This window comes from Pigmentiphaga sp. MLSB6-MA01 (assembly GCF_058793475.1).
The window spans coordinates 92,866-111,454 of sequence record NZ_JBXAFV010000005.1 but is presented as its reverse complement, the minus strand read 5'-3'; the positions used below and the strand labels follow the sequence as shown (position 1 = coordinate 111,454).

The 18,589-nt window shown below is 68.5% G+C and carries 16 protein-coding genes; 12 read left to right on the top strand and 4 right to left on the bottom strand.

The window, feature by feature from the left end; genetic code table 11:
- Positions 1–116: 116 nt before the first annotated feature.
- The 5 genes from AC1Q6E_RS10245 to AC1Q6E_RS10225 all read left to right on the top strand — a co-directional run bounded on the left by AC1Q6E_RS10245 (position 117) and on the right by AC1Q6E_RS10225 (position 5,409).
- Positions 117–1,190: a DODA-type extradiol aromatic ring-opening family dioxygenase gene (locus AC1Q6E_RS10245; RefSeq protein WP_152793282.1), complete on the top strand. Its 1,074-nt coding sequence runs from the start codon at positions 117–119 to the stop codon at positions 1,188–1,190.
- Positions 1,187–2,626, top strand: a complete 1,440-nt coding sequence (locus AC1Q6E_RS10240; RefSeq protein WP_492572671.1) for an aldehyde dehydrogenase family protein — start codon at positions 1,187–1,189, stop codon at positions 2,624–2,626. Before AC1Q6E_RS10245 ends, AC1Q6E_RS10240 begins: the two co-directional genes overlap by 4 nt.
- A gap of 140 nt (positions 2,627–2,766) precedes the next feature.
- On the top strand, positions 2,767–3,735 hold the full coding sequence (locus AC1Q6E_RS10235; RefSeq protein ID WP_152793280.1) for a Bug family tripartite tricarboxylate transporter substrate binding protein: 969 nt from the start codon (positions 2,767–2,769) through the stop codon (positions 3,733–3,735).
- Between the two features lie 32 nt (positions 3,736–3,767).
- Positions 3,768–4,673 carry an amidohydrolase family protein gene (locus tag AC1Q6E_RS10230; RefSeq protein WP_152793279.1) on the top strand — a complete coding sequence of 302 codons (906 nt, stop codon included), beginning with the start codon at positions 3,768–3,770 and terminating at the stop codon, positions 4,671–4,673.
- A complete protein-coding gene (locus AC1Q6E_RS10225; protein WP_152793278.1) occupies positions 4,666–5,409 on the top strand; it encodes an SDR family oxidoreductase in 744 nt (247 codons plus the stop codon). Before AC1Q6E_RS10230 ends, AC1Q6E_RS10225 begins: the two co-directional genes overlap by 8 nt.
- Before the next feature lie 51 nt (positions 5,410–5,460).
- Here the strand turns inward: AC1Q6E_RS10225 and AC1Q6E_RS10220 are convergent, their stop codons facing one another.
- The 4 genes from AC1Q6E_RS10220 to AC1Q6E_RS10205 are packed head-to-tail and all read right to left on the bottom strand — an operon-like array spanning position 5,461 to position 10,156.
- Positions 5,461–6,534, bottom strand: coding sequence for a CobW family GTP-binding protein (locus AC1Q6E_RS10220; RefSeq protein WP_492572670.1), 1,074 nt, complete (start codon positions 6,532–6,534; stop codon positions 5,461–5,463).
- Positions 6,531–7,493, bottom strand: a complete 963-nt coding sequence (locus AC1Q6E_RS10215) for a DUF6282 family protein (RefSeq protein ID WP_152793276.1) — start codon at positions 7,491–7,493, stop codon at positions 6,531–6,533. The genes AC1Q6E_RS10220 and AC1Q6E_RS10215 overlap by 4 nt, the downstream gene beginning before the upstream one ends.
- 56 nt (positions 7,494–7,549) lie before the next feature.
- A complete protein-coding gene (locus AC1Q6E_RS10210; protein WP_152793275.1) occupies positions 7,550–8,530 on the bottom strand; it encodes a tripartite tricarboxylate transporter substrate binding protein in 981 nt (326 codons plus the stop codon).
- Positions 8,531–8,578: 48 nt separating this feature from the next.
- Positions 8,579–10,156 carry an acetolactate synthase large subunit gene (locus AC1Q6E_RS10205; RefSeq protein WP_492572669.1) on the bottom strand — a complete coding sequence of 526 codons (1,578 nt, stop codon included), beginning with the start codon at positions 10,154–10,156 and terminating at the stop codon, positions 8,579–8,581.
- Positions 10,157–10,368: 212 nt separating this feature from the next.
- On the opposite strand from AC1Q6E_RS10205, the gene AC1Q6E_RS10200 reads away from it, so the two are divergent.
- From AC1Q6E_RS10200 to guaD, 7 genes are read left to right on the top strand one after another with little or no spacing between them, the layout of a single operon-like run.
- Complete coding sequence (locus AC1Q6E_RS10200) at positions 10,369–11,340, top strand: tripartite tricarboxylate transporter substrate binding protein (RefSeq protein ID WP_296559819.1); 972 nt, start codon at positions 10,369–10,371, stop codon at positions 11,338–11,340.
- Positions 11,341–11,346: 6 nt separating this feature from the next.
- Positions 11,347–12,582: a CaiB/BaiF CoA transferase family protein gene (locus AC1Q6E_RS10195; RefSeq protein WP_152793272.1), complete on the top strand. Its 1,236-nt coding sequence runs from the start codon at positions 11,347–11,349 to the stop codon at positions 12,580–12,582.
- Positions 12,579–13,376 (top strand): enoyl-CoA hydratase/isomerase family protein, encoded by a 798-nt coding sequence (locus AC1Q6E_RS10190; RefSeq protein ID WP_152793271.1) that lies wholly within the window; start codon positions 12,579–12,581, stop codon positions 13,374–13,376. The genes AC1Q6E_RS10195 and AC1Q6E_RS10190 overlap by 4 nt, the downstream gene beginning before the upstream one ends.
- A 9-nt stretch (positions 13,377–13,385) precedes the next feature.
- Positions 13,386–14,480, top strand: a complete 1,095-nt coding sequence (locus AC1Q6E_RS10185; protein WP_152793270.1) for a hydroxymethylglutaryl-CoA lyase-like TIM-barrel protein — start codon at positions 13,386–13,388, stop codon at positions 14,478–14,480.
- Positions 14,481–14,522: 42 nt separating this feature from the next.
- Positions 14,523–15,317 carry an IclR family transcriptional regulator gene (locus AC1Q6E_RS10180; protein WP_152793269.1) on the top strand — a complete coding sequence of 265 codons (795 nt, stop codon included), beginning with the start codon at positions 14,523–14,525 and terminating at the stop codon, positions 15,315–15,317.
- 21 nt (positions 15,318–15,338) lie between these two features.
- Positions 15,339–17,153: an ABC transporter ATP-binding protein gene (locus tag AC1Q6E_RS10175; RefSeq protein ID WP_152793268.1), complete on the top strand. Its 1,815-nt coding sequence runs from the start codon at positions 15,339–15,341 to the stop codon at positions 17,151–17,153.
- Positions 17,128–18,540, top strand: a complete 1,413-nt coding sequence (gene guaD, locus AC1Q6E_RS10170) for a guanine deaminase (protein ID WP_492572668.1) — start codon at positions 17,128–17,130, stop codon at positions 18,538–18,540. Before AC1Q6E_RS10175 ends, guaD begins: the two co-directional genes overlap by 26 nt.
- Positions 18,541–18,589: the final 49 nt, after the last annotated feature.

The window sequence follows — 18,589 nt, the reverse complement described above, 5'->3', positions numbered from 1 at the left end:
GCCGCGACAAAATCGGATGAATTCATAAATGGGCAGACGGGGACGTAACGGTCGCCCGGGGCTGCGTTCCTACACTTCTTGGCACCCAGGACAGATTGCCAAAAAGGAGAGACGCAATGCCCCAGGATCTGATCGTCGGCGGCGCCATGCTGCCGCATGCCCCGCAGTTTTTCACATTGCCCGACAGCGAGGACAAGGACACGGTCCAGCGGGTCCGGGACGTGGCCGCGTCGATCGGGGAGCGTCTGCAGGCACTCGAGCCCGATCTGTGGATCATGATCGCCAATGACCATGCCCAGCAGTTCTTCCATCAGTGCGCGCCTCCCTTCACGTTGCATGTCGGAGGCGTGGCAAAAGGAGAGTTCGCCGGCCGTGGTTTTCGCTATCAGGTGCCCAGCGACATTTCCTTCCAGATCGTCGAGGACCTGTACCGGTCGGGCTTCGATCCCGCCTTCACCAGCAGCGCCGAGATCGACTATGCGCTGGGCATCCCGCTGACGCACCTGGGGGTGTCGGCGCCCGTGCTGCCGGTATATGTCAATGCCTACCTGCCGCCGCAGCCGACTACCGAGCGGTGCTATGCCTTCGGCGTGGCGCTGGCCAACGCCGTGCGCCGCCTGGGGTTGCGGACGGTGGTCGTGGCCAGCGGCGGCATGTCGCATTTTCCCGGCACGGACCGCTACAGCCAACCCGACCTGGATTTCGACAACCGTGTCCTGGATACCCTGCGGACCGGCAACCTGAAGTCGCTGATCGGGTACGGCGAGTCGAAACTGGACGACACCGGCAACATCGAACTGCGCTGTTGGGCGCTGGCAGCGGGGGCGCTGGGCGAGCGCGTGCCCGACGTGGTGCAGATGGATCCGAGCTGGCACCACAACTATGCCTCGGTGGGGTTCTTCTCGCCGCCGCAGCCGGCCCCCCGTCCGCACTATCCGCGCATCGCGCCCGAACTGGCGGAACTGACGCGCGCCCTGCACGGCCTGGCCTACGACCGGGCCAACCAGCATGCGTTCGTGGCGGATCCGCAGGCCTATGCCGCGCGCTTCGAGTTGAGCGAAAGCCACCGCGGGGCCTTGCTGAACATGGACCAGCTGGTGTTCGCGGAAATGGGGCTGCATCCCCTGGTCGGATTTCTCGCGAACATGAATATCCGGCACCTGCGCGCCGAGTCGGGAGGCGGACGATGAAAGACGCGTTGCCCGGGGACGTGCAGTCCTCTTTCATCGACGGCGCCCGGGTCGCGCCGGGCGAGGCGCGCATGCCGTGGCGCCAGGCCGGCGGCGGGGGTGTGCTGGCCATCGCCGAGGCGGACGAGGGCGTCGTGGCGCAGGCGGTGGCCAGCGCGCACCGCGCATACGAGGCGCAGCGGCCTTCGCCGCTTGTCGCGCGCCTGCGCCACCTGCAATCCCTGCGGGACGCCCTGTCCGCCGAAGCCGCCACGCTGGCAAGCATCATCAGCGATGACGTGGGCAAGCCGATACGGGTGGCGCGCGGCGAGGTGGCGCGCGGCCTCCAGTTCGTGGAAGCCTGCATGGCGGAACTGGCGCACATCGGTGGCGAGGTCATTCCCCTGGACGCCGTGTCGGCCGGCGTGGGGCGGGTCGGCTACACCCGCCGCTTTCCCTATGGCGTCGTGGCCGCGATCACGCCGTTCAATGCGCCGGTGAACCTGCTCGTGCAGAAACTGGCGCCCGCGCTCGCGGCTGGCAACGCCTGCGTGGCCAAGCCGGCGCCCGCGTCGTTGCGCACGGCGCTGCATCTGGCGGGGGCGGCGGTCGAGGCCGGCCTGCCGCCGGGAATGGTGAACGTGCTGGCCGGGGACAAGGCGGCGGCGCTGGCCCTCGCGGCCCATCCCGACGTCGGGGCGGTGTCGTTCACGGGCGGCGTGCAGGCTGGCGAAGCACTGGCCAGGGCAACGGGCGTGCGCCGTTTCTTGTCGGAGCTCGGGTCGAGTGCCGCCAACGTCGTGTTGGCCGACGCGGACCTGGAAGCGGCTGCCGCGAAGATCGCCGCGGCCGCGTTCGAGGCCAGCGGGCAGCAATGCATCTCGGCGCAGCGGGTCATCGTCGAGGCCGGGGTCTACGACGCGTTCGCGGCGCGATTCGCCGCCGCCGCCGAGCGGATGCGCGTCGGACCCGCGGGCGACGAGCGGACCGACATCGGTCCGCTGGTATCCGAGGCGTCGGCCGACCGCATCATGGCCCTGTGCGAGGATGCGATCGCGAACGGCGCCCGCTACCGGCTGGCGCCTCGCCGCGAGGGCCTGATCCTGTCCCCGGTCATCGTCGAGGAACTCAAGCCTTGCGCGCGGCTGTGGTACGAGGAGGTCTTCGGGCCGGTCGCCGTGCTGATCCGGGCCGATGACGCCGCGCATGCGCTGGCGCTGGCCAACGATTCCCCGTTCGGGCTCCAGGGGGCGGTGTTCACGCGCAGCCTGGGCCACGCGTTCCGGTTTGCCGAGTCCTTCGAGGTGGGGGCGTTGTGGGTGAATGAAGCCAGCCGCTTCCGGTTGGACATGTACCCCTTCGGCGGCATGAAACTGAGCGGCACCGGGCGGGAAGGCGTGCGCTACGCCATCGAGGAGCTGTCGCAGCTCAAGTTCACCGGGATCGCCTGGCAGTAGCGGCGTGCCGCGGCGTCCGCAATTAATCGGACGCCGCCGTAAATCCGGCGACGAAACAGTAACGGTCCGCCGGGGCCCCATTCCTATAATCCGTCGCAGTTCCCAGGGACGTCCGCGTCACCTGATCACAAGGAGGCAGCATGAACCGGCAGTCGAGTCTTTGCGCGACGATCCTCGTCTCGCTGTTGGGAGCCGGCACGGCAAGCGCCGCCGGCTATCCCGACCGTCCCATCAAACTGGTGGTGCCGTTCGCGGTGGGCGGACTGAACGACGTCCTTGCCCGCATCATCGCGCCGCGGTTGACGGCCGAGCTGGGGCAGGCCGTGGTGGTCGAGAACAAGGGCGGCGCCGGCAGCGTGGTGGGCACGGAGCAGGTCGCGCGCGCCAAGCCGGACGGCTACACCCTGCTGCTGTCCAGCGCCGCGCTGGCCATCAATCCCACGCTGTACAAGAAGCTGCCCTACGACGTGCGGCGCGACTTCGTGCCCGTCATCCAGATATCGAGCACCCAGATGGTGCTGCTGCGTTCGCCCAGGTTCGAGCCGGATTCCGCGCCTGCCTTGGTCGATTACATCCGCAAGCATCCGGGCAAGGTGAACTACGCCTCGTCGGGCGTGGGGTCGCCCAGCCACCTGGCGTCGGAGTTGTTCGTGCGGACGTACAAGCTCGATACGGTGCACGTGCCCTACAAGGGCGCGGGCCCGGCGCTGGCGGCGATCGCGGCGGGCGAGGCGGAGTTCTGCGTGGACGTGCTGCCCACCGCGATGACGATGCACAAGTCGGGCATGCTGAAGATCCTCGCGCTGGTCGGCGACAAGCGCTCGCCGTTGCTGCCGGATGTGCCGACGCTGGCCGAGGTGGGGTTTCCCGAGTATTCAGCCAGTTCGTGGAACGTCATCATGGCGCCGGCGAACACGCCCGCCGACGTGCTGGACAAGCTGCGTGGCACGCTCAAGAAAATCATGGAGTCGGACAGCATGCGCGAGCGCATGCAGCAATTGGCGGTGGAGCCCCAGTCGGTGACGGGGGACGCGCTGGCCACGTTCATCTCCAGCGAAACGAAGAAATGGGGCAATCTGATCGAATCGGCTTCGATCACGGCCGACTAGCGCGGACCGATATTTGAGGAGTGTAGAGACACATGCGAAACGGATACCATGTCGTGGACCTGCGGGCACGGCCGCCAACCAAGGAAATCCTGAGCTATTTCACGCCGGACCACCTGAAGTTCTTCGGCGGCCATCTGGGAATGAAGACCATCCCGCCGTCCTATCTGAACGCGTCGGTGGAGTTGTTCTTCCAGGAGGCGGACCGCGCGGGGGTGGACCGGATGCTGTGCGTGCACCGGGTCGTGCCCGCGGCGGGGGGATCACCGCGCAGCGACGTGTCCAACGACCACATCGCGGAGGTGGTGCACGCCCATCCCGACCGGTTGTCGGGCGTCGCGGGCATCGATGTCGGCGGGGATTTCGGCGATCCGCTGGAAGAGACGCGGCGGGCGATCGACGAACTGGGCCTGCGCGGCATCCACATCGCTCCAACGCGCAGCGCGCTCGCCACGCACTGGGACGACCGGCGCCTTTATCCGCTGTACGAGCTGTGCGATGACCGCAAGGTGCCGGTGGTGCTGATGTCGGGGCCGTTCGCGGGGCCGAATATCGAGGACACCCACCCGCGGTACATCCAGGGCGTGGCGCGCGACTTTCCCAACCTGTCCATCGTCGCCGGGCATGCCTGCTGGCCCTTCTTCGCCGAACTGCTGGGCGTGGCGTATCGCCACGAGAACGTGTATGTGTCGGCCGACGCCTATCTCTTCATGCCGGGAGGAGACCTGCTGGTGCAGGCCGCCAACGGCTTCCTGCAGGACCAGATGATGTACGGGTCCGGGTATCCGGTGCGCGAGATCGATGCCTGCCTGGATGCCTACATGCAACTGCCCTTGTCGGACACGAGCTTGCGCAAGACGCTGAGCGAGAACGCGGTGCGGGTGTTCGGCCTGCCGGCGCCGGCCGGGGCCGGTCCGGGCAAGGAGGGGCGGGGTGGCTGAGCTGCCGACGGCCGATGACGGCGTGACGGTGATCACCGGGGCCAGCGGCGGAATCGGCGCGGCCCTGGCCCGGCGCGTACAGGCCGAGGGCGGACGGGTGGTGAACGTGTCCGACCGGCCGCCCGCCGCGCCGCTCGGCACCCTCGACCGGATCGCCGATCTGACGGATGCCGGGGCGACGCGGGAGGTGTTCGAAGCCATCCTGCGCGAGCACCGCGTGACGGGTTTCGTGCATTGCGCGGGGATTCCGCACATGGCGCCGGTCGAGGCCTTCGACGCGCAGGGCTTCGACCGGATCGTGCATCTGCACCTGCGCGCGGCCATGCAGTGCGTCGGCCTCGTGGTCCCTGCCATGAAGGCTCGGCGGCACGGGCACATCGTGCTGCTGGGCAGCCGCGTCAGCCTGGGGCGCGCGCGCAGTTCGCTCTATGGCGCGGTGAAGTCCGGCATCCTGGGCATGGCAAGGGCCCTGGCGGTCGAACTGGCGCCGCATGGCATCAATGTCAATGTCGTCAGTCCGGGGCCGGTGGATACGCCCATGCTGCGGGTCTATCACCCGGCCGGTTCGGCGCAGGCGAACGCGCTGGAGGCCTCGATTCCCATGGGCCGCGTCGCGCAGCCGCAGGACGTGGCCAATGCGGCCATGTTCTTCCTGCGGGACGAGACGTCCTATGTCACCGGGCAGAACCTGTTCGTGTGCGGCGGGCGGGACATCGCGGCGGCCGAGGGGAGTTGACCTTCCGCGGGATGGCGGCCCGCCGCCGGGTTTCGGCGCGCCTGCCGGCCGTCAAGCCGCCAGCCTGGCCACCAGGCAACGCGTCAGGCTGTCGCGTATCGCGTCGGCCGGCAGGTCGCGGCCGATGAAAACCAGCCTGCTGCGCCGTGGCGCCGCTCCCCACGCCGCGCCCCGGTCGATGGCGATGGTCAACTGCACCGCCTGCACGACGACCTGCCGGGTTTCGCCTTCTACCCACAGGACGCCCTTGCAGCGGTAGAGGTCGGTGCCCAGCCCTTCCGCGAGGGCGGACAGCAATTGCTCCAGGCGGTCCGCGTCGAAAGGACGGTCGGTGGTGAAGGCGAAGGCGCCCACGTCGGGCGTGTGCTCGGTGTTGCATGCGGGCGCGGCCTGGTGTCCGGGGCCTTGATGGTGGCAATCGTGGTGATCGTGGCCATCGCCGTGCCGGCATTCGTCGTCGGCGTGTTCGCGCAGTACGGAACTTGCATCGAAGGCGCCCACGTCCAGCAGTTCGCCAAGGTCGGTCTGGCCTTGCCGCATCCAGACGACCGGCACGCGCGGATTGATGCGGGCCAGCGCATCCGCGAGCAGCGGCAGCTCGGCCGGGCCGACCAGGTCGATCTTGGAGACCAGCAGGCGGTCGGCATAACCGACCTGGGCGCGTGCCTCGGGATGGGCGGCGAGGGTGGGAACGCCGTGGCAGGCATCGACCACGGTCAGGATGGCGTCCAGCCGGTAGGAGGCGGCCACGCCGGAATCGAGAAAAATGGTCTGCGCCACCGGCCCCGGATCGGCCATGCCGGAGGTTTCGATGACCACGCGGTCGAAGCGCAGCCCGCCCCGCGCGCGGCGCAGGGCGAGGTCTTCCAGTGCCCGCGCGAGGTCGCCGCGCACCGAGCAGCACAGGCAGCCGTTGCTCATCTCGATGATTTCTTCGCTGGCTTCGCGCACGAGCAGGTCGGTGTCTATGCTTTCCGGCCCGAACTCGTTTTCGATGACCGCGATGCGCTGGCCGTGGCGTTCGGTCAGGATGCGATTGAGCAGCGTGGTCTTGCCCGATCCGAGGAAGCCGGTCAGCACCGTGACGGGGATGCGTTGCGCGGCGTCTTCCCCCGGCGCGTTCATGCAGCGGCTCCGCGCCGCGGCCCGAGCGGCGACCGGTCCTGCCCCAGCGCCGCCAGGTCGGTGGGGTTGTCGCGCATCATGCGATAGATGTCGGCCAGTGCCACGTCGTAGCCTTGCAGGCGCTGGCCGAACATGCGGAACTGCTCGTCGGGGAACAGGCCCGAGATCATGCCGCCGCCGTCGGTGGACATGACGCAGCGCGCGGCGCCCACGCGCTTGATGGTCTCGGCCATCAGTTCGTAGTCGTAGCGCAGTTCCTTGCGGTGCCGGGAGGGGATGAGCAAGGTCGAGCACAGTTCGATGTAGGCGCCGCGGCGGGTGATGTCCTCGGCGTAGTCGATGTCGACGCGTGGGAAGTAATAGATGTGGTTGACCAGCACGCGCGCGCCGATCTGCGCGCAGCGGTCGACGATGAGCGAGATTTCCTCGGGACTCAGATGGGCGGTGCAGAACAGCGCGTCGTACTGCTTGACCAGGTCCAGGATGTCGAGGATCTCCGGCGTGAGTCGGCCGTCGGCGCCGAGCACGGTGACGCCGCCGCGTTCGCTGCCGGGCAGCACCATTCCCGGGACGCCCCATTTGCCGAATTCGCCGGTGATGGTGCCGTGGTAGCAGGCGTGGCCGGTCGGGCCCCAGACGATGCGGCCGCCCAGCATGAAGGCGGCTTCGACGGCCGCCGGATTGACGCCGCCCACGCATTGGTTGAGGGTGACGCCCCCGATGACCTGCAGGCCGGGGATCGCCGTTTGCGCGTGGTAGGCGCGCGAGACGGTGTTTTCGTGGTGGCTCTTGAGCGCGATGGCGCGCATGCCGGCATCGCGCGCCCGCCGGGCCATGTCCAGGTCATCCCCGAGCCGGGGAAACAGGCAGGGCGCCGAATGCACGTGCAGGTCCACGCAATCGGTGAGATCGAAGGGACCTTGCACGTAGCGGTCGTGCAGGGTGGAAGCGTCGGTCATGGGGATCTCCTGGAATACGGTCGAGGCGGGACGGCCGGGGCGCGTCCCGCGGGTCATCAGTTCTGCGCGGGGATGGCGAGCCGTTTGACCAGCGCGCCTTTTTCCTCGTAGTCCCGCATCACGCTGGCGGTGAAGGTCTTGCGGTCCTTATAGACGATCTCATCGCGCAGCATCTTGACCGCCGCCTGCATGACATCCGTTTCCACCGCCTTCTTGCATGCGCCTTCGAGTTTCGCCAGGACCGGCGCGGGCGTGCCCTTGGGCGCCATCAGGCCGACCAGCGCGGGCTGCAGGGAGGGCAGGCCGAGTTCCTTGAGCGTCGGCACGTCGGGCATCTCGGGATGGCGGCGGTCGCTGATGATGGCCAGCATGCGTACCGGCCGCGAGGTCGCCAGGGTGTTGCCCACGGTGACGATGCCAAAGTCCAGCCGCGCGGTCTGCAGGTCGAGGAACATCGGGGTCTCGCCCCGATAGGGAACGTCGATGACGGAGAAATTGCGGCCCTGGATGGCTGTTTCCAGGGACAGGTGCGTGATGCTGCCCACGCCCAGGTGGCCGTAGCTCAGCTTGCCTGGCGAGGCCTGGATGGCGGCGTACAGGTCTTGCAGGGTCTTGTAGGGCGAGTTCTGCGGGACGGCGATCGCGAAGCGGTTCTCGAATACCTGGCAGACGTACTCGAGCGAATCCACGCCGTAGGCCGGCTTGCGCATCAGGTGCAGGGCATTGGTGATGGGCGTGATCGGGCCGAAGTTCAGCACGTAGCCATCCGGCGGGGCGGATACGGTGGCCGACGTGCCTATCATGCCGGAAGCGCCGTCGCGGTTATCGACCACGACGGGCTGGCCCAGTTCCTGGCTCATGGCGCGGGCAAAGCCCCGTGCCATGGTGTCGATGCTGCCGCCGGCCGCCCACGAGACGATGATCTGTACCGGCTTGGTCGGATAGGAACCCTGGGCGAAAGCGGCGGTGGGCAGCAGAAGGGCGGCGAGCAGCGCGGCGGCGCGCCGTGGCATGGACGATGGGGGGATGCGGTGCATGATGTCTCCTGTGGATTCTGGAAAGAAGAAGGGGATGGGTTGCGGTGGTCAGTCCTGGAGCCTGGCCTCGATCAGGAACGGGCCGCGGCGGGCGAGCGCCGGGCGCAACGCGGCGGCGAACGATTCGACGGTTTGCACCGCCACGCCTTCCACGCCCATGCCGCGCGCCATGGCCACCCAATCGAGCGCGGGGTCGTCCAGGTCCAGCATGCGGCGGGCGTTTTCGCCCGGGGTGCCGGCGCCGACGTTTCCAAGCTCGGCATGAAGAATGGCGTAGCGGCGGTTGGACAGGATGATGGTGACGACGTCCAGGCGCTCGCGGGCCTGCGTCCACAGGGCCTGCAGCGTGTACATGCCGCTGCCGTCGGCCTGCAGGCAGACGACGCGGCGGTCCGGGCTGGCGATGGCGGCGCCGGTCGCCATGGGCAGGCCCGACCCGATGGCGCCGCCAGTGATCTGGAGGTAATCGTGCGGCGCCGCCCCGCGGGTCTGCTCGAACAGGTCTCGTCCCGACGATACGGATTCGTCGCACAGGATGGCGTGTTCGGGCAGCAGGCGCCCCAGGGTGGTGATGAGGGTGGCGGGCGTCAGGCCGCCCGACGGCAGGGGGCCGGCGGCGGCGGCTTCCAGCAGCGGCGGCGGCGCGGCGCCCAGGCCCAGCTCGTCGGCCAGCCAGTCCAGGGTGGCGACGGCGTCCTGGTCCGCCGTCGCCAGTTCGAGGACCTCGCAGCCGGCCGGGAGCAGGCTGCCGGGCTTGCCCGGATAGGCGAAGAAGGCCACGGGAGGCCGCGCCCCGATCAGGATGAGTTGTTCGGCGTCGGCCAGGCTGCGGAGCGCCGCATCCACGCTGAAGGGCACCCTGTCCACGGCCACCCGGCCGGCGCCGCGTTCGATGCGGCCATTGGACTGCGGCGCGAGCAGGCGCGCGCCGCAGCGCTGGGCGATGCGGCTGGCCGTTGCCAGCGGCGCGGCGCGCAGCGCCCGTCCGCCCAGCATCAGCAGGGTGCGCTTGCCGTTGCGCAGGCGCGCCGCCGCGGCGCGCAAGGTGTCGGGCGCGGGCAATCCGGCCGTCGCGCCGGGGGGCCCGGTCGTGGCGCCGCCGGCCGCGGCGTCGGACCAGGCGACGTCGGCGGGCAGGATAAGCGTGGCGACGTGTCCGGGGGCGCGGCGCGCGGCCGCGATGGCCGCGGCGGTGTCGGATGGGATGCGGGCCGGCTCGGCGATGGTGCGGACCCAGGCCGACATGGGGCGCGCCAGCGTTTCGATGTCCGAGGTGAGCGGCGCGTCGTAGGGCAGATGGTGGCGTGCGTGGTCGCCGACGATGTTGACGACCGGCGACCCGGCGCGCCGCGCGTTGTGCAGGTTGGCCAGGCCGTTCGCCAGTCCCGGTCCCAGGTGCAGCAGGGTGGCGGCGGGCTTGTCGGCCATGCGGGCGTAGCCATCGGCGGCACCGGTGACGACGCCTTCGAACAGGCCGAGCACGCAGCGCATGGCCGGCTTGCGGTCGAGCGCGGCGACGAAGTGCATCTCGGACGTGCCGGGATTGGCGAAGCAGGTGTCGATGCCGTGGTCGAGCAGGGTGTCGCACAGGACATCGGCGCCGGAGCGGACGGAAGGATGGGGCATGGTCGGGCGGTCTGGCTGTCGAGATGGGGGACTGTAGATCGCGAGCAGCCGCCGCGGACCGGTTTGATGCGGTGCGGCGGGCGAAATCACATACGTGATTTCGTGGACTTCCGAGCGCTTTCCCGTTGTCCCCGCCGCCATGCGGTTCTTATGATCCGCTCACGGCAGCGGCGATGCATGGCCGCGATGACACCCCACGACAGGAGGCACACATGTTGAAACGGACGCTCGGCGTCATGCTGGCGGGACTCTCGTTCACCCTTGGCGGCGCGGCGATGGCCGCCGATGCGGCGGATTTCCCGTCGCGGCCGTTGCGCTTGCTGGTCGGGTCGCCGCCGGGCGCGTCGACCGACACCTATGCGCGCATCATTGCCGAGCCGCTGGGCAAGGTGCTGGGCCAGAACGTGGTGGTCGAGAACCGTACCGGCGCCAGCGGCATCGTGGCCACCAGCGCCATGCTGAACTCGGCGGCCGATGGCTACACGCTGCAGTTCATCTACACGTCCTACACGCTGGCGCCCAGCCTGTACAAGGACTTGCCGTACGACGCGACCAAGGACGTGGCGGGGGTTTCCATGGTGGTGACGTCGCCGTTGACCTTGGTGGTGGGCGCGTCCTCTTCTCTGTCCAGCCTCGACGGCCTGGTCCAGCTGTCGCGCAAGCGGTCGTTGAACTACGGTTCGGCGGGCGTGGGCAGCGGCGGCCACCTGACCGCCGAGATGCTGCGCCTGGCGACCGGCATGCCGGCCGTGCACGTTCCCTATCGCGGCGCCGCGCCCGCGGCGGCGGCGGTGGCGGCCGGGGACGTCGATTTCGCTTTCGTGGCCCAGGTCACCGCCAGGGAACTGATGCTGGCCGGCAAGCTGCGTCCGCTGGCCGTGACCAGCACCCGGCGCACGCCCATGCTGCCCGAGGTGCCGACCATGCAGGAACTCGGCGTCAAGGACTACGAGTTCTTCAATTGGTTCGGGGTCGTGGCCCCGGCCAGGACCCCGCCGGCCATCGTCGAGAAGATCAGCCGCGGCATCGCCCAGGTGCTCAAGAATCCCGAGGTGCGCGCGCGCTTGACCTCGGACGGATCCGACGTGGTGGGCAATACGCCCGCCGAATTCAATCGTTTTCTCCAGGACGACATCAGGAAATCTGGTGAACTGGTACGCCAGATCGGTATCAAGCAGGAATAGGAAATCATGGAAACAACAAAGACAGCGGGGCCGGGTCCGCTGGCGGGCGTACGGGTGATCGACCTGTCCAGTGTCGTGGTGGGACCGGCTTGCACGCTGGCGCTGGCCGACCATGGCGCGGAGGTCATCAAGGTCGAGGCGCCGGACGGCGACCTGATGCGCCAGCTCGGCGGAGGCGCGCGCCATCGCGGCATGACCGGGAAGTTCATGAACTTCAACCGCAACAAGCGCTCGGTCTGCATCGATCTGAAGACCGACGGCGGCCGGGCGGTATTGCGGCGGCTGCTGGAAGGCGCCGATGTCTTCGTCACCAACATGCGGGTCGGCGCGCTGGACAAGCTGGGACTGGATTGGGAGTCGCTGCGCGCGGTCAATCCCCGGCTCATCCATTGCCTGGTGCTGGCCTTTGGCCGCAAGGGCCGCTACGCGGGCCGCCCCGCCTACGATACGGTCATCCAGAGCGTCTCCGGCGTGGCCGGCGCGTTCCAGGCGTCGAGCGGCGAACCGCGCTTCGTGCCCTTTGTCATGACCGACCACATCACCGGCCAGATCGCCGCGCAGGCCATCGGATTCGCGCTTTACCGGCGTACCCGGACGGGCGTGGGCGAGTCCATCGAGGTGCCGATGTTCGAGACCATGGCGGCCTTCGTCATGCGCGAGCACATGGGCAATCTGACGTTCGATCCACCCATCGGCCCGGTCGGCGATCCGCGCATCCTCAATGCCGACAATCGGCCGGTGCCGACCAAGGACGGCTACATCGCCATTTCCCCGAACACCGACGCCCAGGCTTTTGCTTTCTTCGATGCCATCGGGCGGCCGGAATTGAAGACGGATCCGCGCTTCTGCAGCGTGGCCACGCGCACGGCCAACAGCCTGGATTACTACGCCCTGCGCGCCAGCGCCTTGAAAGACCGGACGTCGGCCGAGTGGCTGGAGCTTCTCGAACGTGTCGACGTGCCGGCCATGCGCTACAACACGCTGGAGAGCCTGCTCGATGATCCGCATCTGGAGGATGCCGGCTTCGTCGAGCGGGTGGACCATCCGAGCGAAGGGCCGATCCGGCAGATCGGCCTGCCCAATGCCTTTTCCGGCGGCAACCGGGCGCAGTTGGCGCCCGCGCCGCGGTTGGGCGAGGACACCGTGGCCGTGCTCGGCGAGTGCGGCTTTGGCCAGGACGAGATCGATGCCGCCCTGCGCGGCGGCATCGTCCATGGCATCAAGCAGGAGGAAGGACAATGAACGAGGCCCGAGCCGCCGAGGCGGAACTGGTGGTATCGACCCACGATCACGTGCGGCTGCTGAGACTGAATCGCCCGGAGCGCCGCAACGCCCTGTCGCGGTCGTTGATGGTGGCCATCGTCGAGGCGATGCTGGATGCCGAGGAGGACGACGAGGTGCGCGTCATCGTGCTGACCGGCACCGGCGAGGCGGCGTTCTGCGCGGGTGGCGACCTCAAGGAAATGCGCGGCGGCGACGAGGCCGGCGCGCGTTTTCGCTCGCCCATGAACCGGCTGGAACGCAATGTGTTCGAAGTGGTGCTCGAAGCGAAGAAGCCCACCATCGCGGCGCTCAACGCCAGCGCGGTCGCTGGCGGTTTCGAGCTGGCGCTGGCCTGCGACCTGCGTATCTCGCACTCGCAGGCGCGCTTCGGCCTGCCCGAGACCAAGATCGGCATGGGCGCGAATTTCGGGTCGGTGGTGCTGCCTCGGCGGGTGGCGCCGGGCATCGCGCTGGAGATGCTGTTCACCGGCGAGTACATCGACGCGGCCGAGGCGTATCGGATCGGGCTGCTCAACCGCGTGGTGGACGAGGATCAGGTGCTGCCGGCGGCGTTGGAACTGGCGGGCAGGATCGCCGGCAACGCGCCCATCTCGGTGCGGCGCGTGAAGGCCGTGGCCTTGCGTGGGCTGGAGTTGCCGGTGGCGGCGGCATTGCGCCAGGACCCGGGGGCCAACCCCTACCTGAGCGAAGACCGCAAGGAAGGCATACGTGCGCGCCTGGAAAAGCGCAAGCCGGTATGGCGCAACCGATAGGAACGAACGATGAAAACCGCATGGCCCAAGGTATTGATCACTGACGAGACGCTGCGCGATGGACTGCAGATCGAGCGCGAAGGCGTGACCGTGGACGAAAAGCTGGAGGTGCTGGAGATGCTGGTCGGCGCCGGCATACGGCGCCTCGTCGTGGGAGCCTTCGTCAATCCCAAGTGGAGCCCGCAGATGGGCGATACGCTGCGCGTGGTCGAACGGCTGCGGCCGGTGCCGGGCGTGGAGTTCTTCGCGCTGGCGCTGAACGAGCGCGGCCGCGAGGATCGCAGGCGGCATGCGCCGCCGCTGAGCCTGGAGCCGTTGCCGGCCACCCATCTGCACATGTGCGAGACGTTCCTGCTGCGCAATACCAACCAGACCCTGGAAGGGCAGGAGCGGGCATGGCGTTCGCCGGTCGAGAAGGCCCGCGCCGCCGGGGCGACGCAGGCGGCCGTGGGGCTGAGCGCCGGCTGGGGTTCGAACTGGAGCGGCAGGTTCACGCGGGAGGCGCGCCTGGAGGCGCTGCAGCGCCAGGTCGATGCCTGGAACGAGGCCGGCATCGAGGTCAAGCGCGTGGACCTGGCCGATCCCATGGCATGGAACACGCCGCAGGAGGTCGCCGGCGACATCGAGGCGATCAAGCGGCGCTTTCCGACCATCGATGTCTTCCATCTTCACCTGCACAATGCCCGGGGCATGGCGATGCTGTCCATGTACGAGGCGCTCAAGCTGCTGGAGGCCAGCGATACGCTGGTGGCCGATACCGCGCTGGGCGGCATAGGCGGCTGCCCGTATTGCGGCAACGGCCAGGCGACCGGCATGATCCCCACCGAGGATTTCGTCCAGTTGCTGCAAGTGCTTGGCGTGGACGTGGGCGTGGACCTGGGTCGCCTGGTCGAAGCTTCGGCGCGGCTGTCGGGGATCCTGGGCCGGCCGCTGCACTCGCAGGTGGCGCGCAATGGTCCGTTGCCGTCGGGAGACCGCCTCTATAGCCCGGACGTCCCCGTGGTCTACACTTTCCACGAGGCCCAGCATTTCCGTCTGGGGCCCTCGGTCTATGAAGGCAATGCGCGGCCCTGGATCAAACCGGCCGCGCCGACCGGCAAGTAGCGGCCCCGCGCCGCCACGCCGGCGGGGACGAGGCGTGGAGATATGGAAGGCACGATCAAGTCGGCACGGCGGGTGCTGGAAATCTTTGAGTTCTTCGCTCAAACCCATGCGGCCGCGACGGTCAAGGAACTGTCGCAGTGCCTGGGCTATCCGCAATCCAGCACCTCGCTGCTGCTCAAGAGCCTGCTGACCCAGGGCTATTTGCGCTACGACCCGCCCACGCGCGCCTACTATCCCACCTTGCGCGTGATGCTGCTGGGCTCGTGGGTGCACGACGAAATTTTCGGCAATGGCAGCCTGATTTCCTTGCTGGAAGGATTGCGGCGGGAATTCGGGCACTCGGTGCTGCTGGGCATGCGCCAGGGTATCTATGTGCGCTACATCGTTACCTTGTGCGCGGAGACCACTGGCCTGCCGCCCTACGCCACCGGCATCCTGCGGCCGGTGTGCCGGGCGGCGGTCGGCAAGATACTGCTGGCGGGACTGCGCAATGCCGAGATTTCACTGATCGCCCGCCGCGCCAACGCGCAGGAGACCTCCCCCGCCTGCAAGGTCGCGGTTCCCGAACTGCTTGCCGATATCGAGGCCTGCCGCGAGCGCGGCTGGGCGGAAAGCCGGGGACGGGTGGTGGCGGGACGCAACGTCATCGCCATGGCCCTGCCGCCGGTGCCGGGGCAGATGGACCTGGCCATCGGCCTGGGCGGCCCCGAAGATGCCATCACCGGCCAGCGCGACGAAGTGGTGGACCGCATGCGGCAGATAGGCGTGGCGCTGCAGGGACGGGCGACCATCCAGGCCGGGATGGCGCCCGCCTCGCTGGCCGCACGTCCGGCCTAGCCGGCCCGCCGAAGGCGCTCCATGCATCTGCTCCTGACCTATCTCAAGCCGCACCGCGCCCTGGCCTTCGTCGCGCTGCTGCTGGCCGGCGCCTCCCAGGTCCTGGCCCTGGTCGATCCCATCATCTTCGGCCGCATCATCGACGAATACGCGATCAATCGCGCCGGCAAGACCGAGCACGAGCTGGTCACCGGCGTGCTGGGGCTGCTGGGCCTGGCGGTGGGGATCGCCATCCTGTCGCGCCTGGCCCGCGCCTTGCAGGAATACACCACCCGGCTGGTCGTGCAGAAGCTGGGCACGCATCTTTTCAATGACGGCCTGCGGCAGGTGCTGCGCCTGCGCTTCCAGGAGTTCGAGGACCTGCGCAGCGGCGAGGTCCTGTCCCTGTTGCAGAAGGTCCGCGCCGACAGCGAGCGTTTCATCAACACCTTCATCAACACGGTGTTCGCGGCGGTGGTGGGGGTGGGGTTCCTGACCTGGTATTCGGTCACGAAGAACTGGCTGCTGGTGCCGGTGTTCCTGGTCGGGGTGTTGGTGCTGGGCGGCCTGACCGGCCTGCTCAGCCGCGAGATCAAGACCCAGCAGCGTTCCATCGTGCGCGAGACCAACCGCAATTCGGGCTTCATCACCGAATCCCTGCGCAATGTGGAGCTGATCAAGAGCCTGGGGCTGACCTATCCGGAAATCCGCCGCCTGCAGGCGCAGACGACGGCGATCTTCGCGCTGGAGATGGAGAAGGTCAAGCGGATACGGCTGCTGTCCTTCCTGCAAGGCATGACCTTGAGCGTCCTGCGGCTGTCCATCCTGTTCGCGCTGCTGTGGCTGATCTTCCGCGAGGTGCTGAGTCCGGGCGAGCTGATCGCGATGCAGTTCATCTCGGTGGCGATCTTCGCGCCCCTGCAGGAGCTGGGCAATATCATCCTGGCCTATCGCGAGGTGGAGGCCTCGCTGCTGAACTTCGGCGCGTTGATGAAGAAGCCCGTGGAGCGGCGGCCACCGGGCGCGGCGGACGTGGGGCCGGTGCGCGATGTGCGTTTCGAGCAGGTCAGCTTCCGCCACAAGGGGGCGCCCGACTACGCGCTGGAGCATGTGTCGTTCGACGCGCGGCTGGGCGACACCATCGCGTTCGTGGGGCCGTCGGGCTCCGGCAAGTCGACCCTGGTGAAGCTGTTGGTCGGGTTGTATCCGCCGGCCAGCGGGACGGTGTCGTACAACGGCCAGCCCACGACGGCGCTGCGCTTCAACCGCGTCCGGCGGCAGATCGGATTCGTGACGCAAGAAGCGCACATGTTCGCGGGCACGATCCGCGAGAACCTGCTGCTGGTCAAGCCCGACGCCACCGACGCGGAAATGGTGGCGGCGATGGAGCAGGCGTCCTGCGCCTATCTGCTGGCGAAGTCGCCGGACGGGCTGGACACGGCCATAGGCGAGATGGGGATGAAGCTGTCGGGCGGCGAGAAGCAGCGCCTGTCGATCGCCCGCGCGCTGATCCGCCAGCCCAGGCTGCTGATCTTCGACGAGGCGACCTCGGCGCTGGATTCGCTGACCGAGGAACAGATCAACGAGACGGTGCGGCGCATCTGCGCGCGCCGCACGCAGATCACGATCCTGATCGCGCACCGGCTGTCGACGGTGATGCAGGCCGATACCATCTTCGTGCTGGAAAAAGGGCGTATCGTGGAGCACGGCAGCCACGCCCGGCTGCTGGAGGGAAAGGGCCTTTATTATGCGATGTGGCGGCAGCAGATCGGCGAGCGGCCCGCCGCGCCGATCTCCGAGGACCCGCCCGCCGACGATCCCGAGGATGCCTATGACCCGCGCCCGTCCGGGCCCTGACGCCCCCGATTCCCGTTTCGGCCCCGGCCGCCATGCCCTGCGCGGCGCCACGCTGAGTTTCCATGCCGATCCCTTCCTGTCGGATCCGCATGCGTCGTATGCCCATCTGCCCGACGCGCTGGTGGTGGTGGAGGACGGCCGGATCGCCGAGATCGGGCCCTACGAGCGGCTGCGCGCCTCGGTCGAGGCTTCCATGCCGGTGGCGCACTATCCGGACGCGCTGATCCTCCCCGGTTTCATCGACACGCATATCCACTACCCGCAGACCCAGATGATCGGCGCCTTCGGCGAGCAATTGCTGGAGTGGCTGAACAAGTACACCTTCGTGACCGAGCAGCAGTTCGCCGACCCGGCGCACGCCGGGCTGGTCAGCGAGGTGTTCCTGCGCGAGCTGCTGCGGGCGGGCACGACGACGGCGGCGGTCTATTGCACGGTGCATCCCGGGTCGGTGGATGCTTTCTTCGAGGCCTCGCAGCGCTTCGGCACGCGGATGATCGCCGGCAAGGTGCTGATGGACCGGAACGCGCCGGAGGCGCTGCGGGATACGGTCCGCAGCGGGTACGAGGACTCCCGTGAACTGATCCGCAAGTGGCACGGCAACGGGCGCCAGCTTTATTGCATCACCCCGCGCTTCGCGGCGACCTCGTCCCAGGCGCAACTGGAGTCGGCGGCCCGCCTGTGGCGCGAGCACCCTGGCACCTACATGCAAACCCACCTGAGCGAGAACCTGGGCGAGGTGGGCTGGATCGCCGAGCTGTTCCCGGATTGCTGCGACTATTTCGAGGTCTACCGGCGCGCCGGGCTGGCGGGGCCGCGGTCCATCTTCGCGCATGCCGTGCACGTGTCGGAAGACGAGCTGTGCGCCTGCCACCGGGCCGGGGCGGCACTGGCGCACTGCCCGACCTCCAACCTGTTCCTGGGCAGCGGGCTGTTCCGGGTGTTCGACGCCAAGCGGGCCGACCGGCCGGTGCGGGTGGGGCTGGGCACGGACATAGGCGGGGGCACGGCTTTTTCGCAGTTGCAGACGCTGAACGAGGCCTACAAGGTGGCGGCCCTGAACCAGACGCGGCTGACGGCCGCCCACGCCTTCTACCTGGCGACCCGGGGCGGCGCGCACGCGCTGTACCTGGACGACCGCCTGGGGGCGATCGAGCCGGGCTACGAGGCCGACCTGGTGGTGCTGGACCTGAAATCCACGCCCTTGATGGATTTCCGGATGCGCTACTGCACCGACCTGATGGAGCGCCTGTTCGTCCTGATGACGCTGGGCGACGACCGGGCGGTGCGGGCCACCTACGTGGCGGGGAGGCCGGTGTACGAGCGGTCGCGCCAGCCCGCGGCCTTCCTGCACGCGGACGGTTCGGCGGCCCCCGCGCCGGCTTGCTAGAATCAGTATTCGTTTCCGCGCCCGCGTCAGGCGGGCATTCAAGGCCATC

What these genes read in the sequence shown, in the direction of transcription:
- AC1Q6E_RS10235 (WP_152793280.1), top strand. Translation starts at nt 2,767, where the DNA reads ATGAACCGGCAGTCGAGTCTTTGCGCGACGATCCTCGTCTCGCTGTTG.
- guaD (WP_492572668.1), top strand. Translation starts at nt 17,128, where the DNA reads ATGACCCGCGCCCGTCCGGGCCCTGACGCCCCCGATTCCCGTTTCGGC.
- AC1Q6E_RS10190 (WP_152793271.1), top strand. Translation starts at nt 12,579, where the DNA reads ATGAACGAGGCCCGAGCCGCCGAGGCGGAACTGGTGGTATCGACCCAC.
- AC1Q6E_RS10175 (WP_152793268.1), top strand. Translation starts at nt 15,339, where the DNA reads ATGCATCTGCTCCTGACCTATCTCAAGCCGCACCGCGCCCTGGCCTTC.
- AC1Q6E_RS10240 (WP_492572671.1), top strand. Translation starts at nt 1,187, where the DNA reads ATGAAAGACGCGTTGCCCGGGGACGTGCAGTCCTCTTTCATCGACGGC.
- AC1Q6E_RS10220 (WP_492572670.1), bottom strand. Translation starts at nt 6,534, where the DNA reads ATGAACGCGCCGGGGGAAGACGCCGCGCAACGCATCCCCGTCACGGTG.
- AC1Q6E_RS10180 (WP_152793269.1), top strand. Translation starts at nt 14,523, where the DNA reads ATGGAAGGCACGATCAAGTCGGCACGGCGGGTGCTGGAAATCTTTGAG.
- AC1Q6E_RS10205 (WP_492572669.1), bottom strand. Translation starts at nt 10,156, where the DNA reads ATGCCCCATCCTTCCGTCCGCTCCGGCGCCGATGTCCTGTGCGACACC.
- AC1Q6E_RS10215 (WP_152793276.1), bottom strand. Translation starts at nt 7,493, where the DNA reads ATGACCGACGCTTCCACCCTGCACGACCGCTACGTGCAAGGTCCCTTC.
- AC1Q6E_RS10185 (WP_152793270.1), top strand. Translation starts at nt 13,386, where the DNA reads ATGAAAACCGCATGGCCCAAGGTATTGATCACTGACGAGACGCTGCGC.
- AC1Q6E_RS10200 (WP_296559819.1), top strand. Translation starts at nt 10,369, where the DNA reads ATGTTGAAACGGACGCTCGGCGTCATGCTGGCGGGACTCTCGTTCACC.
- AC1Q6E_RS10210 (WP_152793275.1), bottom strand. Translation starts at nt 8,530, where the DNA reads ATGCACCGCATCCCCCCATCGTCCATGCCACGGCGCGCCGCCGCGCTG.
- AC1Q6E_RS10195 (WP_152793272.1), top strand. Translation starts at nt 11,347, where the DNA reads ATGGAAACAACAAAGACAGCGGGGCCGGGTCCGCTGGCGGGCGTACGG.
- AC1Q6E_RS10245 (WP_152793282.1), top strand. Translation starts at nt 117, where the DNA reads ATGCCCCAGGATCTGATCGTCGGCGGCGCCATGCTGCCGCATGCCCCG.
- AC1Q6E_RS10230 (WP_152793279.1), top strand. Translation starts at nt 3,768, where the DNA reads ATGCGAAACGGATACCATGTCGTGGACCTGCGGGCACGGCCGCCAACC.